Here is a 20,675-nt window from a genome sequence, read left to right as displayed (position 1 = left end):
TCCACCCAGCGGTCACCCCTCTGAGACGACCGCCAAGCACATCCTCGGCAGAAGCTGCCGCAAGCAGTAAAACTTGCAAAAGATTATGCTGAATTTTCCGAAGTTTCCCCAGAATTTTGATCACCCATGCCAGGGGCTAGGGTCTAGCATGGACGTCAAACCAGGAGACGACCAGACCATGCGCGACGCCAGTTCCGCCCCCGGGCAAGACATCCAGCACGACGCCGATCCCGCCGAAACCGCCGAATGGCGCGAGGCGCTGGAATCGCTGGTACAGGCGGAAGGTTCTGAACGGGCGGGCTACGTGCTGGACAATCTGCTGGGCCATGCGGCGTCGCTGGGCCTGCGCGCCAACAGCCAGACCCGCACCGCCTACCTCAACACCATCCCCGCCGACCAGGAGCCGCCCTTCCCCGGCAACCTCGCCGTGGAGGAGCGCATCGCCCGCATCAACCGCTGGAACGCGCTGGCGATGGTGGTGCGCGCCAACCAGGCGCATGGGGAGCTGGGCGGCCACATCGCCAGCTATGCCTCGGCCGCCGACCTGTTCGAGGTCGGCTTCAACCATTTCTTCCGCGCGCAGAGCCCGGACGGCCCCGGCGACCTGGTCTACATGCAGCCGCACTCGGCGCCCGGCGTGTATGCCCGCGCCTATCTGGAAGGATTCCTGGGCGAAGAGGACCTGGCGCATTTCCGCCAGGAGATCACGGCCGGCGCGCGCGGCCTGCGCGGACTGTCGTCGTACCCGCACCCGTGGCTGATGCCCGACTTCTGGCAGTTCCCCACGGGGTCGATGGGCATCGGCCCCATCAACGCCATCTACCAGGCGCGCTTCATGCGCTATCTGGAGCACCGTTCGCTCATGCCCGGCGGCGACCGCAAGGTCTGGGGCATCTTCGGCGACGGCGAAATGGACGAACCCGAATCCATCGCCGCGCTGACGCTGGCCGCGCGCGAGAAACTCGACAACCTGGTGTTCGTGGTCAATTGCAACCTGCAGCGCCTGGACGGCCCGGTGCGCGGCAACGGCCGCATCATCGATGAGCTGGAAACGCTGTATGCGGGCGCGGGCTGGAACGTCATCAAGCTGGTCTGGGGCAGCGACTGGGACGCGCTCTTGCGGCGCGACACCGGCGGCGCCCTGGCGCGCGCCTTCGCCAACACCGTGGACGGACAGTTCCAGACCTTCGCGGCCAACGACGGCGCCTTCAACCGCGCCCACTTCTTCAACCAGAATCCCGAACTGGCTGCTCTGGTGGCCGACTGGAGCGACGAGGCCATCGACCGGCTGCACCGCGGCGGCCATGACATGGTGAAGATCCATGCGGCCTACCACCGCGCCGTGCGCCATCGCGGCCAGCCCACGGTGATCCTGGCGCAGACCAAGAAGGGCTTCGGCATGGGGTCGGCCGGCCAGGGCAAGATGACCACGCACCAGCAGAAGAAGCTGGACGACGAGGCGCTGCTGGCCTTCCGCGACCGCTTCGCGCTGCCGATCTCGGACGCCGATTGCCTGGCGCTCAAGTTCTACCGCCCGGCCGAGGACAGCGCCGAACTGCGCCACCTGCAGGCGCGCCGCGCCGCGCTGGGCGGCCACATTCCCCGCCGCAACACCGAGGCGCCGCGCCTGGCGCCGCCGGACGCCGAACACTGGGCGCGTTTCGCGCTGGCCGCCGACGGCAAGGAAATGTCGTCCACCATGGCCATCGTGCGCATGCTGACCGCCCTGCTCAAGGACGCCACCGTGGGGCCGCGCATCGTGCCCATCGTGGCGGACGAGGCGCGCACCTTCGGCATGGCCAACCTGTTCCGCCAGATCGGCATCTACTCCGCGCAAGGCCAACTCTATGAACCCGAGGACATCGGCTCGGTGCTGTATTACCGCGAAGCGCGCGACGGCCAGATCCTGGAAGAAGGCATTACCGAGGCCGGCGCGATTTCCTCGTGGACGGCCGCGGGCACCAGCTATTCGGTCAACGGCCTGCCGATGCTGCCCTTCTATATCTATTACTCGATGTTCGGCTTCCAGCGCATCGGCGACCTGATCTGGGCTGCCGCCGATCAGCGCACGCGCGGCTTCCTCGTCGGCGCCACCTCCGGCCGCACCACGCTGGGCGGCGAAGGGCTGCAGCACCAGGACGGCTCCAGCCACATCATGGCCGCCGCAGTGCCGAACTGCCGCGCCTATGACCCGGCCTATGCCTACGAGGTCGCCATCATCGTCGAGCACGGCATGCGCCGCATGCTGGACGAGCAGCGCGACGAGTTCTACTACCTGACCGTCACCAACGAGAACCTGGCGCAGCCGGACATGCCGGCAGGCGAAGACGTACGCGAGGGCATCCTGCGCGGCATGTACCGCCTGCGGCCCGCGCGCGGGCAGGCCCAGGTGCGCCTGCTGGGCGCCGGCCCCATGCTGCGCGAGGCCGAAATTGCCGCGCAACGGCTGCAGGCCGACTACGGCGTGGACGCCGAAGTCTGGAGCGTCACCAGCTTTTCCGAGCTGGCCCGCGCCGGCCGCGAAGCCGAACGCGCCCGCGTGCTCGGCCTTGCGTCCGGCGCCGACTGGGTCCGCACCTGCCTGGGCGCCAGCAACGCCCCGGTGGTTGCCGCCAGCGACTACGTGCGCGCCGTGCCGGAACAGATCCGCGCCTGGGTGCCCGCGCCCTACCGCACGCTGGGTACCGACGGCTTCGGCCGCAGCGACACCCGCGCCCAGCTGCGCGACTTCTTCGAGGTCAGCGCGGACTGGATCGTGCTGTACGCGCTGGACAGCCTGGACCGCCAGGAAGACGCCCAGACGCTGCGCGCGCGCCTGAATGCCGGCACGCGGCAAACGCCGCCTTGGGATAGATAGGATTGCAATCCGGGATGCAGCGAGGTTTTGCGCAAAATCGTCCATTCGCTGCAGCGCAACAACCAAGCACCCGCGCTTTCTGTTGAAATACGGGTGTTCCCAAGCATTTCCCAGAAAATACGGCGGGCCGCGAGCCCGCTTTTTGCAATCCCATTTCCTTTCCATTTAGCGCCCGCAAGGCCTGTATCCCATGGACGAAACCCTCACCAAAATGGCGTTGGACTACCACGCCTACCCCACCCCCGGCAAAATCTCGGTCACGCCGACCAAGACGCTGGCCAACCAGGACGACCTGTCCCTGGCCTACTCCCCCGGCGTGGCGGCCGCCTGCATGGCCATCTTCGACCAAGGCGATGACGCCGCCTCGAAGTACACCTCGCGCGGCAACCTGGTGGGCGTGATCACCAACGGCACCGCCGTGCTGGGCCTGGGCAACATCGGCCCGCTGGCCGCCAAGCCTGTGATGGAAGGCAAGGGCTGCCTGTTCAAGAAGTTCGCCGGCATCGACGTGTTCGACATCGAACTGGCCGAGAACGACCCCGACAAGCTGGTCGACATCATCGCGGCGCTGGAGCCCACGCTGGGCGGCGTCAACCTCGAGGACATCAAGGCGCCCGAGTGCTTCTACATCGAGAAGAAGCTGCGCGAGCGCATGAAGATCCCCGTCTTCCACGACGACCAGCACGGCACCGCCATCATTTCGTCGGCCGCCATCCTGAACGGCCTGAAGGTCGTGAACAAGGACATCGGCTCGGTCAAGCTGGCTTGCTCGGGCGCCGGCGCCGCCGCCATCGCCTGCCTGGACCTGCTGGTGCACCTGGGCGTCAAGCGCGAGAACATCTACGTGGTGGACTCGCGCGGCGTGATCTGGGACGGCCGCGATGAAAACATGGAAGCCAACAAGAAGCGTTACGCGCAGAAGACCGACGCCCGCACGCTGGCTGACGTGGTAAACGGCGCCGACGTGTTCCTGGGCTGCTCGACCGCCGGCGTGCTGACCGCCGACATGGTCAAGACCATGGCCGCCAGCCCGCTGATCCTGGCGCTGGCCAACCCGGAACCGGAAATCCGTCCCGAGGTGGCCAAGGCCGCCCGCCCGGACTGCATCATCGCCACCGGCCGTTCGGACTACCCGAACCAGGTCAACAACGTGCTGTGCTTCCCGTTCATCTTCCGCGGCGCCATGGACGCCGGCGCCTCGCGCATCACGGAAGAAATGAAGCTGGCTTGCGTGAAGGCCATCGCCGAACTGGCTCAAGCCGAACAAAACGACGAAGTGGCCCGCGCCTACGCCGGCCAGGAACTGTCGTTCGGCCCTGACTACATCATCCCGAAGCCCTTCGACCCGCGCCTGATCGTCCAGATCGCCCCGGCCGTGGCCCAAGCCGCCGCCGACTCCGGCGTGGCTGCCCGCCCCATCGAAGACATCGAGGCCTACCGCCAGAAGCTGATGGGCTTCGTGTACCACTCGGGCCAGCTGATGCGTCCGCTGTTCGCCCAGGCCAAGAAGGCGCCCAAGCGCGTCATCTACGCCGACGGCGAAGACGAGCGCGTGCTGCGCGCGGTGCAGACCGTGGCCGATGAAAAGCTGGCGTTCCCGATCCTGATCGGCCGCCCGGCCGTCATCGAAATGCGCATCAAGAAGTTCGGCCTGCGCCTGGCGGCCGGCCAGGACTTCGAGATCGTGGATCCGGAAGACGACAGCCGCTTCAACGAAACCTGGAATGCGTACTACCAGTTGAAGGGCCGCGAAGGCGTGACGCCGGCCATCGCCAAGGCGATGATCCGCAAGCACAACACGCTGATCGGCGCGATGCTGCTGCGCCGTGGCGACGCGGACGCCCTGCTCTGCGGCGTGGCCAGCAAGTACGACAACCAGCTCAAGTACATCGACGAAATCATCGGCAAGAAGGAAGGCCAGACCTACGCCGCCCTGAACGTGCTGATGCTGCCCGACCAGACGCTGTTCGTCACCGACACCCACGTCAACGAGAACCCGACGGCCGAGGAAGTCGCCAGCATCACCATCCAGGCCGCGGACGAAATGCTGCGCTTTGGCGTGGTGCCGAAGATCGCCCTGCTGTCGCACTCCAACTTCGGCAGCCGCGTGACGGAATCCTCGCGCAAGATGGCCGCCGCGCGCCAGATGGTGCAGGACCGCGCTCCCGACCTGGAAGTCGACGGCGAAATGCACGCCGACGCCGCCCTGTCGGAAAAGATCCGCGTCCTGGCCTACCCGGACAGCACGCTCAAGGGCCGCGCCAACCTGCTCGTCATGCCCACGCTGGACACCGGCAACATCACGTACAACATGTTGAAGATGACTGGCAGCAATGGCGTCGCGATGGGTCCGATCCTGCTGGGCGCGGCGCGCCCCGTGCACATCCTGACCACCAGCGCCACCGTGCGCCGCATCGTCAACATGACGGCGCTGGCCGTGGTGGACGCGCAGCAGGAAGCCGCCGAGGCCGCCAAGAAGCGTCGTTGATCAACGACGGCCATTAAGGCAAAGGGCGCCCCTTGGGGCGCCCTATTTCTTGCTGCGGGCACTTTCCGCCGCGATAGCCTGCCGGCCCGGGCTGATGGTAAAAACCAAGTTCAACCTTGTTTTCTGGAGTCCACATGCTGGCCGACGCCTTGTATGCCTGGTTTCATTACCTGGCCATTTTCCTGCTGGTGGTGGTCCTGACCGCCGAAGCCGTGCTGCTGCGGCCCGATCTCACCGCCGCCGGCCTCAAGCGCCTGGTCATCTATGACCGCCTCTATGCGCTGAGCGCCGTGGTGGTGCTTGTCACCGGCGTGCTGCGCCTGACGCTGGGCATCAAGGGCGCCGCGTTCTACATGAGCAATCCCTGGTTCCACGCCAAGATCACGCTCTTCGTCATCATCGGCCTCTGTTCGATCGCGCCCACGATGACCTTCCTGCGCTGGGCCAAGCAATCGCGCCAGCAGCCGGGCTTCCTGCCCGCGGCCGCCGACATCAAGCGGGCGCGGCGCTGGGTCATGATCGAATCGCACCTGTTCATCTTCCTGCCGCTGTTCGCCGTGCTGATGGCGCGCGGCATCGGCGCGTAACACTCCGCCAGGGCCGCGCGCTTCAAGAGCAGGATGCGCGGCGGCGGGCCTCGGGCTCCTCGTCGCCCACGACAAAGGTGGCGAAGTGGAAAACGCCCACCGTATCGTTCTGGACCACGTCCACGACCTCGCCGGCCAAGGTCTGCATCACCGACATGCCTTCCGGCACGTCGGCCTGGCCGTCGCGTTTGGCGGCCTGGCCATTCCAGGGGCTCAGCACCAGCACGCCCGGGTACGGTTCGCGCGCATCGCCGCGGCCGCGGCGCACCGACTTCACCTGAGTGCCGGCGGCATAGCTCACGCCGCCGAATCGCGTCGGGCAAGCCAGTTCCGCATCGCTGACCCGCAGCAGGCGCCGCGCCTCGTCAAGATACAGCCTGGGCTCGCTCAAGGGCAGCCCGAATATCCGGACCGCCATCGGATCCTTGACCTCGATGCGCCAGCGATCCGGATCGCTCGAGCCATCGGTGTAGACCGTGCCGCTGGAGCCATAGAGGATGGAACCCGGCGCGAGATCCAGGGTTTCGGCGCGGTTGCCCGGACCCAGCACGCACTTGTCTAGCGCCGTCATCGCGCCATCGCGCTTCACCTCGAACTCGATCTCCTGCGTGGCGTCGCAATGCCAGCCCAGCACGGTCTGGCTGCCCGCACCGCGCAGGATGACGTTGCGCGGATAGCGGCCCCGCAAGGCGTAGGTTTTGTCGTCATAGTCCGAATCGAGATAACGCCGCGCGCTCGACGCCTGCACGCCATACATGGCCACGGGCTGCGGAAACTCCGCTTCGAGATAGGTCTCCAGTTGCCCTTCGTCCTGCAGCTTCAGCCGCGTTCCCGCGGGCATGACGGTGCCACCGACGGTCGTCGCTTCCTGCAGCGCGACATTGCGAGCTGCCTCGGCGCGGGCGCCCTCCCGCTCGATTTGCCAGATCACCGTCTGCACCCAGGCATAGAAGGCGAACGGCACGGCCAGCACGACGAATACCAGGGTGGAGGTCTTCCAGTACTTGCGCACCGTGCGGCGCGCGCCGCCGCTGGCAACCAGGACCACGGCCCAGGCCAGCAGCGCCAGACCGGCGAGAAAGCCCAGGGAAACAAAAATGTAAAAGCCGGCGGAAGGCAGCGCTATCGGAATCATGGCAAGGATGGTACACGCCAAACCATCACGCCGCGGCCACACGGCGAACAGGCAACAAAAAACCGCCCGAAGGCGGTTTCTTGCTCAAGCCAGGCTGCGTATCAACGCTTGTCCATCGGCGGCACGTCGCGCGTGACCGAACCGGTGAACAGCTGGCGCGGACGGCCGATCTTGTAATCGGGATCCGACAGCATTTCGTTCCACTGGGCGATCCAGCCCACCGTGCGGGCCAGCGCGAAGATGGCCGTGAACAGCGAGGTCGGGATGCCGATGGCGCGCTGGACGATACCCGAGTAGAAGTCCACGTTCGGGTACAGCTTGCGCTGAACGAAGTACGGATCCGACAGGGCGATGCGTTCCAGTTCCATGGCCAGCTTGAACAGCGGGTCGTTTTCCAGACCCAGGGCCGAGAGCACTTCCTTGCAGGTTTCCTGCATCAGCTTGGCGCGCGGGTCGTAGTTCTTGTAGACGCGGTGGCCAAAGCCCATCAGGCGCACGCCCGAGTTCTTGTCCTTGACCTTCTCCATGAACTCGCCGACCTTGGCGATGCCGCCGTTGGCTTGCAGCTCTTCCAGCATCTGCAGGCAAGCTTCGTTGGCGCCGCCGTGAGCCGGGCCCCACAGGCAAGCCACGCCGGCCGAGATGGCGGCGAACGGGTTGGTGCCCGACGAGCCGCACAGGCGGACGGTCGAGGTCGAAGCGTTCTGCTCGTGGTCGGCGTGCAGGATGAAGATGCGGTCCAGCGCGCGCTCGACGACTTCGTTCACCTTGTAGTCTTCGCACGGCGTGGCGAACATCATGCGCAGGAAGTTGCCCGTGTAGGACAGGTTGTTCTGCGGGTAGATGAAGGGCTGGCCTTGCGAGTACTTATAGGCCATCGCGACCAGCGTCGGCATCTTGGCAATCAGGCGGATGGCCGAGATGTGGCGATGCTGCGGGTTCGTGATGTCGGTGGAGTCGTGGTAGAACGCGGACAGCGCGCCGACCAGGCCGGTCAGCACGGCCATCGGGTGCGCGTCGCGGCGGAAGCCGCGCAGGAAGAAGTGCAGCTGCTCGTTGACCATCGTGTGATGGGTCACTTGCGAATCGAAATCGGCCTTCTGGTCCTTGTTGGGCAGTTCGCCGTTCAGGATCAGGTAGCAGATGTCCATGAAGTCGCAATTGACGGCCAATTGCTCGATGGGGTAGCCGCGGTACAGCAGTTCGCCCTTGTCGCCGTCGATGTACGTGATGCCCGATTCGCAGGCGGCGGTGGACATGAAGCCGGGGTCAAACGTGAACATGCCCGTCTGGCCGTACAGCTTGCGGATGTCGATCACATCCGGACCAACCGTACCCTTGTAAACAGGGAACTCAATGGGGGCGCTGCCATCCGAGAAGGATAGAGTGGCTTTTTTGTCAGACAGGTTCATGTTCATTCCTCTCAATTAATCAGAGCGCGCGCATCTGGCCAATGATGCTCCGAAGCCTGGGCGTGTCCAGCGCGCCCTCAAGCTCTTTGCGGGCCAGCAGCAGATCGAGAAGGTCGTTGTCTCCCATCTCGAAAAGCTGCGTCAATGCGGCCACGTCATCATCGGTAAGTTCAGCCTCGTGGGCATCCAGATACCGGGTGATGATCAAGTCGTTTTCGAGCAAGCCGCGGCGCGCCCGCCAACGCAAACGCGCCCGCTCCAATTCAGTTAGCTTGCTCATCTTTCTTTACACCTAAAAAAAGCCCCAACGCCGCACCCGCTACGCGGGTTTGCCACCCCCTGGAGGGCGTTTTTGCCTTGGGACGGCCCGGCGGCAAAAACGCCGCCGGAGGCAAAATGCGCTTGCTTAAAACTAGACCGTACGGCGAACCATCAGTTCCTTGATCTTGCCGATCGCCTTGGTCGGGTTCAGTCCCTTGGGACAGACGTCGACGCAATTCATAATGGTGTGGCAACGGAACAGGCGGTACGGATCGTCCAGGTTGTCGAGGCGGCTGCCCGTGGCTTCGTCGCGGCTGTCGGCGATGAAGCGGTAGGCTTGCAGCAGGCCGGCCGGGCCGACGAACTTGTCCGGGTTCCACCAGAACGACGGGCAGGAAGTGGAACAGCACGCGCACAGAATGCACTCGTACAGGCCATCCAGCTCTTCGCGGGCCTCGGGCGACTGCAGACGTTCCTTTTCGGGCGGCGGCGTGTCGTTGATGAGGTACGGGCGGATCGAGTGGTACTGGTTGAAGAAGTGCGTCATGTCCACGATCAGGTCGCGGATGACGGGCAGGCCCGGCAGCGGACGCAGAACGATGGGTTCCTTCAGTTCGCGCAGGTTGGTCGTGCACGCCAGACCGTTCTTGCCGTTGATGTTCATGGCGTCCGAACCGCACACGCCTTCACGGCACGAGCGGCGCAGGGCCAGGCTGTCATCGACGTCGTTCTTGATGCGCACCAGCGCATCGAGCAGCATCTTGTCGGTCGGCTGGAGTTCGACGTCCAGCTTCTGCATGTACGGGCGCTCGTCCTTGTCCGGATCGTAGCGGTAGATTTCGAACTTGACGATTCTCTTGGTGCTCATAGTGGGCTCAATCCGGACTTAGAAGGTACGCGCCTTGGGCGGGAAGGACTCGACCGTCAGCGGCTTCATCTGCACGGGCTTGTAATCCAGGCGGCTGCCTTCGGAGTACCACAGCGTGTGCTTCAGCCAGTTTTCGTCGTCGCGCGTCGGGTGGTCGTCCAGCGCGTGTGCGCCGCGGCTTTCGGTGCGGGCGGCGGCCGACTTGATGGTGGCGCGGGCCACTTCGGTCATGTTCGCCATTTCCAGCGCCTCGACGCGCGCGGTGTTGAACACCTTGGACTTGTCCTTGAAGTAGATGTGGTCGGCCTGCTTGGCCAGATCCTCGATCTGGGTCACGCCTTCGTTCAGCAGCTCCAGCGTGCGGAACACGCCGCAATGGCGCTGCATCGAGAAGCGGATGGCGTTGCCGATGTCCTGGGTCTTCTCGCCCGAGGTGCGCGATTCCAGCTTGTTGACGCGGTCCAGCGAGAATTCGACGGCTTGCTGCGGCACGGGCTGGTGCGCGTGCTGGCGTTCCGGATGCGAATTGACGATGTGGTTGCCGGTGGCGCGGCCGAACACGATCAGGTCCAGCAGCGAGTTGGTGCCCAGGCGGTTGGCGCCGTGCACCGACACCGCGGCGCATTCGCCGATGGCGTACAGGCCGTTGACGATCTTGTTCTCGCCGTTTTCGCGCGTCAGCACCTGGCCGTGGTAGTTGGCCGGGATGCCGCCCATCTGGTAGTGGATGGTCGGAACGACGGGGATCGGTTCCTTGATCGGGTCCACGTTGCCGAACTTGATCGCGATTTCGCGGATCGAGGGCAGACGCTTGTTGATCACGTCGGCGCCCAGGTGGTCCAGCTTGAGGACCACGTAGCTGCCGTCCGGACCGCAGCCGCGGCCTTCCTTGATTTCCTGGTCCATCGAGCGGGACACGAAGTCGCGCGGGGCCAGATCCTTCAGCGTGGGCGCATAGCGCTCCATGAAGCGTTCGCCATCCTTGTTCAGCAGGATGCCGCCTTCGCCGCGCACGCCTTCGGTGATCAGCACGCCGGCGCCGGCCACGCCGGTCGGGTGGAATTGCCAGAATTCCATGTCCTGCAGCGGAATGCCCGCGCGGGCGGCCATGCCCAGGCCGTCACCGGTGTTGATGAAGGCGTTGGTGGAAGCGGCCCAGATGCGGCCGGCGCCGCCGGTGGCCAACACCGTGGTCTTGGCTTCCAGGATGTAGATTTCGCCCGTTTCCATTTCCAGGGCGGTCACGCCCACAACGTCGCCCGCTTCGTTGCGCAGCAGGTCCAGCGCCATCCATTCGACGAAGAACTGGGTGCGCGCGGCGACGTTGCGCTGGTAGAGGGTGTGCAACAGCGCGTGGCCGGTGCGGTCGGCAGCGGCACAGGCGCGCTGGACCGGCTTTTCACCGAAGTTGGCGGTGTGGCCGCCGAACGGACGCTGGTAGATGGTGCCGTCGGGGTTGCGGTCGAACGGCATGCCGAAGTGCTCGAGCTCGTACACGGCGTTCGGCGCTTCGCGGCACATGAATTCGATGGCGTCCTGGTCGCCCAGCCAGTCCGAACCCTTGACGGTGTCGTACATGTGCCAGTACCAGTTGTCTTCGCTCATGTTGCCCAGCGAGGCGCTCACGCCGCCCTGTGCGGCAACCGTGTGCGAACGCGTGGGGAACACCTTGGACAGCACTGCAACGGACAGGCCCGCTTGGGACAGTTGCAGCGAACAACGCATGCCGGCTCCACCGGCGCCAACGACCACCACATCAAACTGGCGGCGCGGCAGGGATTTCATGACAGAGACCACGGCTTAAATGCTCCAGAGGATTTGCGCGAAGTAAACGACCGAACCGACCAGCCAGAGGATCGTCAGCACTTGCAGCAGCAGGCGCACGCCCACCGACTTGACGTAGTCCATCCAGATGTCGCGCACACCAATCCAGGCATGCCAGGCCAGCGCAATGAATGCAAGGGTGGCCAGGATCTGGCCAACCGGAAGAACGCCCACGTAGAAGTTGAACAGCGCAGTCCAGTGCTCGTACGTGAAGGCCGGCATCATCAGGATGCCGATGAGCAGCACCAGCGTGTACACGGCCATGATGACAGCGGTGATGCGCTGGATGATGAAATCCATGACGCCGTAATGGGCGCCCACGACCAGACGCTTGGGTCCGTAGTTTTTGACGTCGGCCATTACAGCACTCCGAACAGTTTGAGAGCGAACACCAGGGTCAGCGCCAGGCTCACCCCGAAAACCACGCCGGCGCTCTTCTTGGCCGACAGCTTGTCGATACCAATGTGCAGGTCCAGCAGCAGGTAGCGGATGCCGGCACAGAAGTGGTGCAGATAGCCCCAGATCAGGACCAGGAAGACAAGCTTGACGATCGGATTGCCGGCGTACGCGGCCACGGCTGCGAACGTCTGCGGCGCGGCCACGCTGGCCGCGAACAGCGGCAGAATGACCAAGGGAAGACAGAGGAACAGCAGCGCGCCGCTGACGCGGTGCAGGATGGACAGCTTGCCGGCCAGGGGCAGGCGGTAGCTGGCGAGTTGCGCAATACCAATATTGCGAAACTGCGGACGTGGCTTGGCAGCGGTGTCGGACATGACGGCCTCGGTGTTTCGGAACTAGGGAATCGTTACGGCGGAAATGCCGTAGCCCTTGCGGGCAAACACGGTATTTTCGCCCAGAGATAGGGTCGGTATCAAATCGTAGGTAAAAAACTCATCAATTCAGACTATTGCGGTAGTGGTATCGATCGGTCAAGTACAACCCCCGGCGAATTTCCATGGGGCGGTCACCATACGTATAAGACACCCTATCCACCTGCAACAACGGCGTCCCGGCGGGAACATTAAGCAGCGGACAGACCTCGGCCGGCGCGATCACCGCGCGCAGCTTTTCGTCCGCGCGCACCATGCTCACGCCGAATTCGGATTCGAACAGACCGTAGAGCGGCGCCTTGTTGGCGGTCAACAGCTCCAGGGTCAGTCCACGGAAGATGGAACCAGGCAGCCAGATGTCGTCCACGACGGTGGGCGTCTGCCCCATGGACAGCAGGCGGCGGATCATGACGACGGTTTCGCCGGCCCGCAGGTCCAGGGCGCGCGCGATCTCGGCGGGCGCACGCAGGCGCCGGCATTCCAGGATGCGGCTTTCCGCCCGGCCGGCCTCGCCTTCGTCGTCGGCGGCCAGGCGCAGGAAGCGGTAGCGCACGCGCGCTTCGTGGTGGGTGGCGACGAAAGTGCCCTTGCCCTGCCGGCGCAGCAGCATGTGCTCGGCAGCCAGCTCATCGACCGCCTTGCGCACCGTGCCCTGGCTCACCTGGAAACGGGCAGCCAGATCGATTTCGCTGGGGATGAGTTCACCGGGCTTCCATTCGCCGCGTTCCAGGCTCTGGACAAGCAGATCCTTGATTTGCCGGTAGAGCGGACTGAAAGCGGCCCCCTCGCCCGCCGTGCGGGCGGCGCGAATGCGTAAGGAGGTTTCGGGCCGGGGCTCTGCCATGGATCTTTTTGATTGAGTCATGTTTATCCGGAGGAAATGGGAGGGCGGCGCAAGGCAGCGAACCCATCCGCAATGCGCTGCTGCCGCCGGTGTTCTGGCTTGATACAGGCGCGCAACCGAAACCGGGTTGCGGCGCATTCGAATAAACGCTCTATTGTGGCATATCGGCCGGGACGCTGTCCAACGTCTTATGTCTTATATAAGATAGAAGAGCAATTGACGGACACGTAAATTCGATCTAGGATTCAACGCTGCCCGGGCCCCGCGCATGCCGCTGCGCGCGCCGTTGCACACGCGTTGATTTTCACGCCCAACGATTACACTGCTTGGTGAGATTTTTTCTCGCCAAACCATTACGGAGAACGTCCATGTCCAAGCCTGCCTTGCGTGTCGCCGTCACCGGCGCCGCCGGCCAAATCGGTTACGCACTGCTATTCCGCATCGCCTCGGGCGAAATGCTGGGTAAAGATCAACCCGTCATCCTGCAACTGCTGGAAATCCCCGACGAGAAAGCGCAAAAGGCCCTGAAGGGCGTCATCATGGAACTGGATGACTGCGCCTTCCCGCTGCTGCAAGAAGTCACCGCCCACAGCGATCCGCGCACCGCCTTCAAGGACGCCGACGTGGCCCTGCTGGTTGGCGCCCGCCCGCGCGGCCCCGGCATGGAACGCAAGGACCTGCTGTCGGTCAACGCCCAGATCTTCACGGCTCAGGGCAAGGCTCTGAACGACGTCGCCAGCCGCAACGTCAAGGTCCTGGTCGTCGGCAACCCGGCCAACACCAACGCCTACATCGCCATGAAGTCGGCGCCGGACCTGCCCGCCAAGAACTTCACCGCCATGCTGCGCCTGGACCACAACCGCGCCCTGTCGCAACTGTCCGCCAAGTCGGGCAAGCCGGTCGCCGCGATTGAAAAGCTGGTCGTGTGGGGCAACCACTCGCCCACGATGTACCCCGACTACCGCTTCGCCACCGTCGGCGGCGAATCGCTGTCCAAGCTGATCAACGACGACGCCTGGAACCGCGACACGTTCATCCCCACCGTGGGCAAGCGCGGCGCCGCCATCATCGAAGCCCGCGGCCTGTCCTCGGCCGCTTCGGCCGCCAACGCCGCCATCGACCACGTCCGTGACTGGGTCCTGGGCAGCAACGGCAAGTGGGTCACGATGGGCATCCCGTCGGACGGCTCCTACGGCATCCCCGAAGGCATCATCTACGGCGTGCCGGTCACGACCGAAAACGGCGAATACAAGCGCATCGAAGGCCTGGAAATCGACGCCTTCTCGCGCGAGCGCCTGGACTTCACGCTGAAAGAGCTCCTCGAAGAGCGCGACGGCGTCAAGGACCTGCTGAAGTAAGCAGCGCATGAGTAAAGAATTGGGCCCGTTTGCGCGGGCCCAATTCCTAGGCAAGACCGAAACATAAACCTGTCCCTTTGCCCCTGCGCAAAGAAATGTCGCGAAGGGGACAGATTTATTTTCCGGGCCCGCGGTAAGGTCAGGAACCAGGACGGGACGCGTCCCGGCCAGGCCTGCGACGCGCCAGTCCGCATTCCAGTCGTTTCATCCGGGGCCCATGAAAACACCCGGTCCAAATTACGGAGACCACCCATGTCCAGACCCGAATCCGCCGGCGCCCTCTTTCGCCGCGCGCTTGCCGAAGAAAGCCCCCTGCAGATCATCGGCGCCATCAACGCCAATCACGCGCTGCTGGCCAAGCGCGCCGGCTACCGCGCCATCTACCTGTCCGGCGGCGGCGTCGCGGCCGGTTCGCTGGGCCTGCCCGACCTGGGCATCAACACCATGGACGACGTCCTGACCGACGTGCGCCGCATCACCGACGTCTGCGACGTGCCGCTGGTGGTCGACATCGACACCGGCTTCGGCCCGTCGGCGTTCAACATCGCCCGCAGCGTCAAGAGCCTGATCAAGTTCGGCGCCGCCGCCTGCCACATCGAAGACCAGGTGGGCGCCAAGCGCTGCGGCCATCGCCCCGGCAAGGAAATCGTCTCGACCGAGGAAATGGCCGACCGCGTCAAGGCCGCGGCCGACGCCCGCACCGACACCGATTTCTACCTGATCGCCCGTACCGACGCGATCGCCTCGCATGGCGTGGATGCCGCCATCGAGCGCGCGCTGGCCTGCGTGGAAGCGGGCGCGGACGCGATCTTCGCCGAAGCCGCCTACGACCTGCCCACCTACGACCGCTTCGTCAAGGCGGTCAAGGTGCCGGTGCTGGCCAACATCACCGAATTCGGCAAGACGCCGCTGTTCTCGGTGGAAGAACTGAAGAGCGTGGGCGTGGGCATGGTGCTCTACCCGCTGTCGGCCTTCCGCGCCATGAACAAGGCCGCCGAAGCGGTCTACACCGCCATCCGCCGCGACGGCCACCAGAAGAACGTGGTGGACCTGATGCAGACGCGCGAGGAACTGTACGACCGCATCGGCTACCACGAATTCGAATCGAAGCTGGACGCGCTGTTCCAGAAGGGCAAGGCGTAAGCCAGCCCCCCGGTTTCCGGCGCCGCGGCAGCCGCCCGGCGCCTTGCATGCCCACCCCCAATAGCAACGACCATCGCGAAAGGAAGGAGTAGAGACATGAGCACGGCTCCCAAGAAGCAAGTGGCCAAGACGGACGCCCAGCCGGAAGAAAAAGCCGGCTTCAAGCCCAAGAAGTCGGTTGCGCTGTCCGGCGTCGTCGCCGGCAACACCGCGCTGTGCACGGTCGGCCGCAGCGGCAACGACCTGCACTACCGCGGCTACGACATCCTGGATATCGCCGACGCCAGCGAATTCGAGGAAATCGCCCACTTGCTGGTCCACGGCAAACTGCCGAACAAGGCCGAACTGAAGGCCTACAAGGAAAAGCTGCGCAGCCTGCGCGGCCTGCCCGCCCAGCTGCAAGCCGCGCTGGAAGCCTTGCCCGCCGCCAGCCACCCGATGGACGTGATGCGCACCGCCGTGTCGGTGCTGGGCTGCGTGCTGCCTGAAAAAGACGATCACAACACCCCGGGCGCGCGCGACATCGCCGACCGCCTGATGGCCAACCTGGGCTCGGCCCTGCTGTACTGGTACCACTACAGCCACAACGGCCGCATCATCGACGTGCAGACCGACGACGACAGCATCGGCGGCCATTTCCTGCACCTGCTGCACGGTGAGAAGCCCAGCGACGAGTGGGTCAAGGCCATGCACATCTCGCTGAACCTGTACGCCGAACACGAGTTCAATGCGTCCACGTTCACCGCGCGCGTCATCGCCGGCACCGGCTCGGACATGTTCTCCGCGATCTCGGGCGCCATCGGCGCGCTGCGCGGCCCCAAGCACGGCGGCGCCAACGAAGTGGCCTTCGACGTGCAGAAGCGCTATGAAACCCCGGACGAGGCCGAGGCCGACATCCGCCGCCGCGTCGAAGCCAAGGAAGTTATCATCGGCTTTGGCCACCCTGTCTACACCGTGTCCGACCCGCGCAACAAGGTCATCAAGGAAGTGGCCAAGAAGCTGTCCAAGAAGGCCGGCAGCACCAAGATGTTCGACATCGCCGAACGCTTGGAAACGGTCATGTGGGACATCAAGAAGATGTTCCCCAACCTGGACTGGTTCTCGGCCGTCAGCTATCACATGATGGGAGTCCCCACCGCCATGTTCACGCCGCTGTTCGTCATCGCGCGCACGGCGGGCTGGTCGGCCCACATCATCGAGCAGCGCATCGACAACAAGATCATCCGCCCCACCGCCAACTACGTGGGCCCGGAAGACCAGAAGTTCGTGCCGCTGGAAAAGCGCAAGTAAGCCACGGCACCAGGGCGCGGACGAGGGCACGGCATGGCCACCTGTATTCATTCCATGGAGAGGTACCGCTATGTCTGCCCCGATCTCCAACGTCCGTCCCGATCCCGACCTGGTTCTGGTCGATATCGCCGACTACGTCCTGAAGTATGAAATCCAGAGCGGCCTGGCGTACGAAACGGCGCGCAACTGCCTGATCGACACGCTGGGCTGCGGCCTGGAAGCGCTGGAATATCCGGCGTGCAGGAAATTGCTGGGCCCCATCGTGCCCGGCACGACAGTACCCCACGGCGCCAAGGTGCCGGGCACGCAATTCCAGCTCGATCCCGTGCAGGCCGCCTTCAACATCGGCGCGATGATCCGCTGGCTGGACTTCAACGACACCTGGCTGGCCGCCGAATGGGGCCACCCGTCCGACAATCTGGGCGGCATCCTGGCCACCGCCGACTGGCTGTCCCGCACCGCGGTCGCGGCCGGCAAACCACCTCTGCTGATGCGCGACGTGCTGACCGGCATGATCAAGGCGCACGAGATCCAGGGCTGCATCGCACTGGAAAACTCCTTCAACAAGGTCGGTCTGGACCACGTCGTGCTGGTGAAAGTCGCCTCCACCGCCGTGGTGGCGCAGATGCTGGGCCTGAGCCGCGAGGAAGTGATCAACGCGGTGTCGCTGGCCTGGGTCGACGGCCAGAGCCTGCGCACCTACCGGCATGCCCCCAACACCGGCAGCAGGAAGAGCTGGGCCGCGGGCGACGCCACCAGCCGCGCCGTGCGCCTGGCGCTGATCGCCCGGACCGGCGAAATGGGCTATCCGTCCGTGCTGACGGCCAAGACCTGGGGCTTTTACGACGTGCTGTTCAAGGGCCAGCCGTTCCGGTTCCAGCGCCCCTACGGCAGCTACGTGATGGAAAACGTGCTGTTCAAGATTTCGTTTCCGGCCGAATTCCATGCGCAGACCGCCGTCGAATGCGCAATGGAACTCCACGCCCGGCTGCAGGCCGCCGGCAAGAGCGCCGACGACATCGCGAAAATCACCATCCGCACGCACGAAGCCTGCATCCGCATCATCGACAAGAAGGGGCCGCTGGCCAACCCGGCCGACCGGGACCACTGCATCCAGTACATGGTGGCGGTGCCGACGCTGTTCGGCCGCCTGACCGCGGCCGACTACGAGGATGCGGTGGCGCGGGATCCGCGCATCGACGCGCTGCGCGACAAGATCGCCTGCGTCGAAGATCCGGCCTACACCCGCGACTATCACGACCCCGACAAGCGTTCCATCGCCAATGCGCTGACGGTGGAATTCAAGGACGGCACGCGGCTGGACGAGATCGTCTGCGAGTACCCCATCGGCCACAAGCGCCGCCGCGCCGAAGGCATACCGCTGCTGGAAACCAAGTTCCGCACCAATCTGGCGCGCATGTTCCCCGCCCGCCAGCAGGAGCGCATCCTGCTGGCCTCGCTGGACCAGAAGCGGCTGGAAGCCATGCCGGTGCACGAGTACGTCGACCTGTATGTGATCTGAGCCGACGTCCCGACCAGCCCCGTCCGCGGGGCTTGGCTTGCTGGCCTGAGCGCGCGGTGGCGCAGCTTACAATGCGGCTTTCTCGACTGGATCGCGCCATGGCCATGCTTTGGGTCAAGACCTTTCATATTGTCTTTATCGCTTCCTGGTTCGCCGGCCTGTTCTACCTGCCGCGCATATTCGTGAACCTGGCGCAGCAATCGGACCCCGCGGTCCATACCACCCTGCTGGGCATGGCGCGCCGCCTGTACCGCTTCACCACCATTCTGGCCATCGTCGCGGTCGTGTTCGGCATGTGGCTGTACCTGGGTTATGGCATCGGCGTGGGCCCCGGCAACGGCTGGATGCACGCCAAGCTCTTTTTCGTCCTGCTCGTCATCGGCTACCATCACGCCTGTGGCCTGATGCTGCGCAAATTCGAACAGGGCAAGAACACCCGTTCACACAAGTTCTATCGCTGGTTCAACGAAGTTCCCGTCTTGCTGCTCTTGGTGGTGGTGGCGCTGGTCGTCGTCAAACCCTTCTGATACCCCCTACCTCTGCACATTCGCCAGGATTCGTATGTCCTCTGATGAACAGGACCGCCCGCGCAAGACGCTGACGATCAAGAAAACGGCGCGCGACGCCTATGCCGAAGACGCCCCCAAGCGCACCCGCACGGGCGCCCGCGCCCGCCTGGTCGCGCAACAGGAGCGCACCAAGGAAAGCATCGAACGCCAGAAGGATCCCGCCGCCTACCAGCGGCGCAAGGACGAGGAAGCCCGCGGCCCGCGCGGCGCCGGCCGCGGCCAGTCCGCGCGCGGCGCGTCGGATCGGGCCACGCCGGGACGCGGCGCCTCGGACCGGGCTGCCTCCGGGCGGCCCGCGCCGGACCGCAAGCGGGCCGACAGCCCGCGCCGCGAGACCGAGTCCGGCGGCCGCTCCGGCCGCGCCCCGCAGCGCGCGCCGCGCCTGCGCGACGATCAGTACATCGCGCCGGCCACGCCGGCGGGACGCTTCTACGACCCGTTCGAGGACGACGGTCCGGCGCCCGAATACCAGGCTGAACCCGAGCACGAATCTGATGTCGTTGACAGCCGCGAGCAGCACGAAGACCGCCGCGAACCCGCCGTCGAGGTCCGCAACCGCCGTCCGCGCGAAACCCGCCAGGCGGAAACGTTCCCCATCTTCGCCCCCTGCCCCCAAGGGCTGGAAGAGGCGCTGACGGCCGAAATGCAGGCGCTGGGCTTCGAGGACGCCCGGGCCGGCCGCGCTGGCTGCTCGTTCACGGCCGATTGGGCCGGCGTGCAGCGCGCCAACCTGTATTCGCGCCTGGCCACCCGCATCCTGGTGCAGGTCGCCCATGCCGAGATCTCGCACGAAGACGACATCCTCGACCTGGCCCGCGACACTCCCTGGGAGCGCTGGTTCGGCGCGGAGCAGACCTTGCGCGTGGACACCTCGGCCATCAAGAGCCCGGTGCAAAGCCTGCAGTACTGCAATTTGCGCGCCAAGGACGGCATCTGCGACCGCCTGCGCGAACTGGAAGGCGAACGCCCCAGCATCGACACCGTGCGTCCGGACGCACGCGTGCACCTGTTCCTGACCGGGCATACCGCGACGCTGTACCTGGACACCTCGGGCGAGTCGCTGTTCAAGCGCGGCTGGCGCCTGGACAAGGGCGAGGCGCCGCTGCGCGAGAACCTGGCCGCCGGCATGCTGGCGCTGGCGGGCTGGGATCCGGCCGCCCCGCTGCTGGATCCGTTCTGCGGATCGGGCACCATCCTGATCGAGGCCGCCTGGATCGCGCTGGGCGTGCCCCCGGGCATCTCGCGCCCGTTCGGCTTCGAACGCCTGCGCGGGCATGACGCCTACCGCTGGCGCGACCTGAAGGACGACGCCCGCGCGCGCATCCTGCCGCAGCTGGACGCGCCGTTGGTCGGCTACGACCTGGACCCGCAAGCCATCGAATTCGCCCGCAACAACGCCGAACGCGCCTGGCTGACCGAAGACTCGATCCGCTTCGAGGTCGGCGATGCCCGCCACGTCACCGCGCCCGCCGACCACGGCTGGATCGTCACCAACCCGCCCTACGGCGAGCGCATGGGGACGGAACAGGATGCGGATCTGTGGCGCGACTGGGCCACCTGCCTGAAGCGCAATTTCGCGGGCTGGCAGCTGCACGTCATCACCAGCGACCTGACGCTGCCCAACCAGCTGCGCCTGAAACCCAAGCGCCGCGTGCCCCTGCACAACGGTTCGCTGGACTGCCGCCTG

General features: G+C 65.2%; 17 protein-coding genes. 9 read left to right on the top strand and 8 right to left on the bottom strand.

Translation table 11 applies throughout. The annotated features are described in order from the left end of the window. Window positions 1-178 precede the first annotated feature (178 nt). The 3 genes from mdeB to N5C88_RS27035 all read left to right on the top strand — a co-directional run bounded on the left by mdeB (window position 179) and on the right by N5C88_RS27035 (window position 5,932). Window positions 179-2,857 (top strand): alpha-ketoglutarate dehydrogenase, encoded by a 2,679-nt coding sequence (gene mdeB / locus N5C88_RS27045; protein ID WP_118933994.1) that lies wholly within the window; start codon window positions 179-181, stop codon window positions 2,855-2,857. A gap of 190 nt (window positions 2,858-3,047) precedes the next feature. Continuing rightward, complete coding sequence (locus N5C88_RS27040) at window positions 3,048-5,345, top strand: NADP-dependent malic enzyme (protein WP_059374654.1); 2,298 nt, start codon at window positions 3,048-3,050, stop codon at window positions 5,343-5,345. A 134-nt stretch (window positions 5,346-5,479) separates the two neighbouring features. Next, window positions 5,480-5,932 (top strand): DUF2214 family protein, encoded by a 453-nt coding sequence (locus N5C88_RS27035; RefSeq protein WP_118933995.1) that lies wholly within the window; start codon window positions 5,480-5,482, stop codon window positions 5,930-5,932. Window positions 5,933-5,954: 22 nt separating this feature from the next. Here N5C88_RS27035 and N5C88_RS27030 read toward each other — a convergent pair whose 3' ends face one another. The 8 genes from N5C88_RS27030 to N5C88_RS26995 all read right to left on the bottom strand — a co-directional run bounded on the left by N5C88_RS27030 (window position 5,955) and on the right by N5C88_RS26995 (window position 13,106). Next, window positions 5,955-7,067: a hypothetical protein gene (locus N5C88_RS27030; protein WP_280016589.1), complete on the bottom strand. Its 1,113-nt coding sequence runs from the start codon at window positions 7,065-7,067 to the stop codon at window positions 5,955-5,957. A gap of 101 nt (window positions 7,068-7,168) precedes the next feature. After that, window positions 7,169-8,479 (bottom strand): citrate synthase, encoded by a 1,311-nt coding sequence (gene gltA, locus N5C88_RS27025; protein ID WP_059375329.1) that lies wholly within the window; start codon window positions 8,477-8,479, stop codon window positions 7,169-7,171. Window positions 8,480-8,498: 19 nt separating this feature from the next. Then, window positions 8,499-8,759, bottom strand: coding sequence for a succinate dehydrogenase assembly factor 2 (locus tag N5C88_RS27020; protein ID WP_013392311.1), 261 nt, complete (start codon window positions 8,757-8,759; stop codon window positions 8,499-8,501). Window positions 8,760-8,891: 132 nt separating this feature from the next. Beyond that, a complete protein-coding gene (locus tag N5C88_RS27015; protein ID WP_059374660.1) occupies window positions 8,892-9,608 on the bottom strand; it encodes a succinate dehydrogenase iron-sulfur subunit in 717 nt (238 codons plus the stop codon). Between the two features lie 18 nt (window positions 9,609-9,626). Beyond that, window positions 9,627-11,405 carry a succinate dehydrogenase flavoprotein subunit gene (sdhA, locus tag N5C88_RS27010; protein ID WP_059374665.1) on the bottom strand — a complete coding sequence of 593 codons (1,779 nt, stop codon included), beginning with the start codon at window positions 11,403-11,405 and terminating at the stop codon, window positions 9,627-9,629. A gap of 3 nt (window positions 11,406-11,408) precedes the next feature. Next, a complete protein-coding gene (sdhD, locus tag N5C88_RS27005) occupies window positions 11,409-11,792 on the bottom strand; it encodes a succinate dehydrogenase, hydrophobic membrane anchor protein (RefSeq protein WP_013392308.1) in 384 nt (127 codons plus the stop codon). Beyond that, complete coding sequence (gene sdhC / locus N5C88_RS27000; RefSeq protein WP_013392307.1) at window positions 11,792-12,205, bottom strand: succinate dehydrogenase, cytochrome b556 subunit; 414 nt, start codon at window positions 12,203-12,205, stop codon at window positions 11,792-11,794. The genes sdhD and sdhC overlap by 1 nt, the downstream gene beginning before the upstream one ends. Before the next feature lie 121 nt (window positions 12,206-12,326). After that, window positions 12,327-13,106: a GntR family transcriptional regulator gene (locus tag N5C88_RS26995; protein ID WP_042792450.1), complete on the bottom strand. Its 780-nt coding sequence runs from the start codon at window positions 13,104-13,106 to the stop codon at window positions 12,327-12,329. Window positions 13,107-13,474: 368 nt separating this feature from the next. Between N5C88_RS26995 and N5C88_RS26990 the strand changes: the two genes are divergently transcribed. The 6 genes from N5C88_RS26990 to N5C88_RS26965 all read left to right on the top strand — a co-directional run. Continuing rightward, window positions 13,475-14,464, top strand: coding sequence for a malate dehydrogenase (locus N5C88_RS26990; protein WP_088139105.1), 990 nt, complete (start codon window positions 13,475-13,477; stop codon window positions 14,462-14,464). 252 nt (window positions 14,465-14,716) lie between these two features. Then, window positions 14,717-15,607, top strand: coding sequence for a methylisocitrate lyase (gene prpB / locus N5C88_RS26985; RefSeq protein ID WP_054450739.1), 891 nt, complete (start codon window positions 14,717-14,719; stop codon window positions 15,605-15,607). Window positions 15,608-15,703: 96 nt separating this feature from the next. Beyond that, window positions 15,704-16,897 carry a 2-methylcitrate synthase gene (prpC, locus tag N5C88_RS26980; protein WP_042792448.1) on the top strand — a complete coding sequence of 398 codons (1,194 nt, stop codon included), beginning with the start codon at window positions 15,704-15,706 and terminating at the stop codon, window positions 16,895-16,897. 70 nt (window positions 16,898-16,967) lie between these two features. Further along, complete coding sequence (locus N5C88_RS26975; protein WP_280016587.1) at window positions 16,968-18,419, top strand: bifunctional 2-methylcitrate dehydratase/aconitate hydratase; 1,452 nt, start codon at window positions 16,968-16,970, stop codon at window positions 18,417-18,419. 98 nt (window positions 18,420-18,517) lie between these two features. Next, window positions 18,518-18,946: a CopD family protein gene (locus tag N5C88_RS26970; protein WP_187524030.1), complete on the top strand. Its 429-nt coding sequence runs from the start codon at window positions 18,518-18,520 to the stop codon at window positions 18,944-18,946. Window positions 18,947-18,980: 34 nt separating this feature from the next. Further along, on the top strand, window positions 18,981-20,675 hold a 1,695-nt coding region (locus N5C88_RS26965; RefSeq protein WP_280016586.1), incomplete at its 3' end, for a THUMP domain-containing protein.

Origin of the sequence: Achromobacter sp. GD03932, from assembly GCF_029839485.1 — a bacterium.
GTDB classification, from domain to species: domain Bacteria; phylum Pseudomonadota; class Gammaproteobacteria; order Burkholderiales; family Burkholderiaceae_B; genus Achromobacter; species Achromobacter bronchisepticus_A.
The sequence above is the reverse complement of the archived record's forward strand: the minus strand, read 5'-3'. Positions and strand labels throughout refer to the sequence as shown.

What these genes read in the sequence shown, in the direction of transcription:
- mdeB (WP_118933994.1), top strand. Translation starts at nt 179, where the DNA reads ATGCGCGACGCCAGTTCCGCCCCCGGGCAAGACATCCAGCACGACGCC.
- N5C88_RS27040 (WP_059374654.1), top strand. Translation starts at nt 3,048, where the DNA reads ATGGACGAAACCCTCACCAAAATGGCGTTGGACTACCACGCCTACCCC.
- N5C88_RS27035 (WP_118933995.1), top strand. Translation starts at nt 5,480, where the DNA reads ATGCTGGCCGACGCCTTGTATGCCTGGTTTCATTACCTGGCCATTTTC.
- N5C88_RS27030 (WP_280016589.1), bottom strand. Translation starts at nt 7,067, where the DNA reads ATGATTCCGATAGCGCTGCCTTCCGCCGGCTTTTACATTTTTGTTTCC.
- gltA (WP_059375329.1), bottom strand. Translation starts at nt 8,479, where the DNA reads ATGAACCTGTCTGACAAAAAAGCCACTCTATCCTTCTCGGATGGCAGC.
- N5C88_RS27020 (WP_013392311.1), bottom strand. Translation starts at nt 8,759, where the DNA reads ATGAGCAAGCTAACTGAATTGGAGCGGGCGCGTTTGCGTTGGCGGGCG.
- N5C88_RS27015 (WP_059374660.1), bottom strand. Translation starts at nt 9,608, where the DNA reads ATGAGCACCAAGAGAATCGTCAAGTTCGAAATCTACCGCTACGATCCG.
- sdhD (WP_013392308.1), bottom strand. Translation starts at nt 11,792, where the DNA reads ATGGCCGACGTCAAAAACTACGGACCCAAGCGTCTGGTCGTGGGCGCC.
- sdhC (WP_013392307.1), bottom strand. Translation starts at nt 12,205, where the DNA reads ATGTCCGACACCGCTGCCAAGCCACGTCCGCAGTTTCGCAATATTGGT.
- N5C88_RS26995 (WP_042792450.1), bottom strand. Translation starts at nt 13,106, where the DNA reads ATGGCAGAGCCCCGGCCCGAAACCTCCTTACGCATTCGCGCCGCCCGC.
- N5C88_RS26990 (WP_088139105.1), top strand. Translation starts at nt 13,475, where the DNA reads ATGTCCAAGCCTGCCTTGCGTGTCGCCGTCACCGGCGCCGCCGGCCAA.
- prpB (WP_054450739.1), top strand. Translation starts at nt 14,717, where the DNA reads ATGTCCAGACCCGAATCCGCCGGCGCCCTCTTTCGCCGCGCGCTTGCC.
- prpC (WP_042792448.1), top strand. Translation starts at nt 15,704, where the DNA reads ATGAGCACGGCTCCCAAGAAGCAAGTGGCCAAGACGGACGCCCAGCCG.
- N5C88_RS26975 (WP_280016587.1), top strand. Translation starts at nt 16,968, where the DNA reads ATGTCTGCCCCGATCTCCAACGTCCGTCCCGATCCCGACCTGGTTCTG.
- N5C88_RS26970 (WP_187524030.1), top strand. Translation starts at nt 18,518, where the DNA reads ATGGCCATGCTTTGGGTCAAGACCTTTCATATTGTCTTTATCGCTTCC.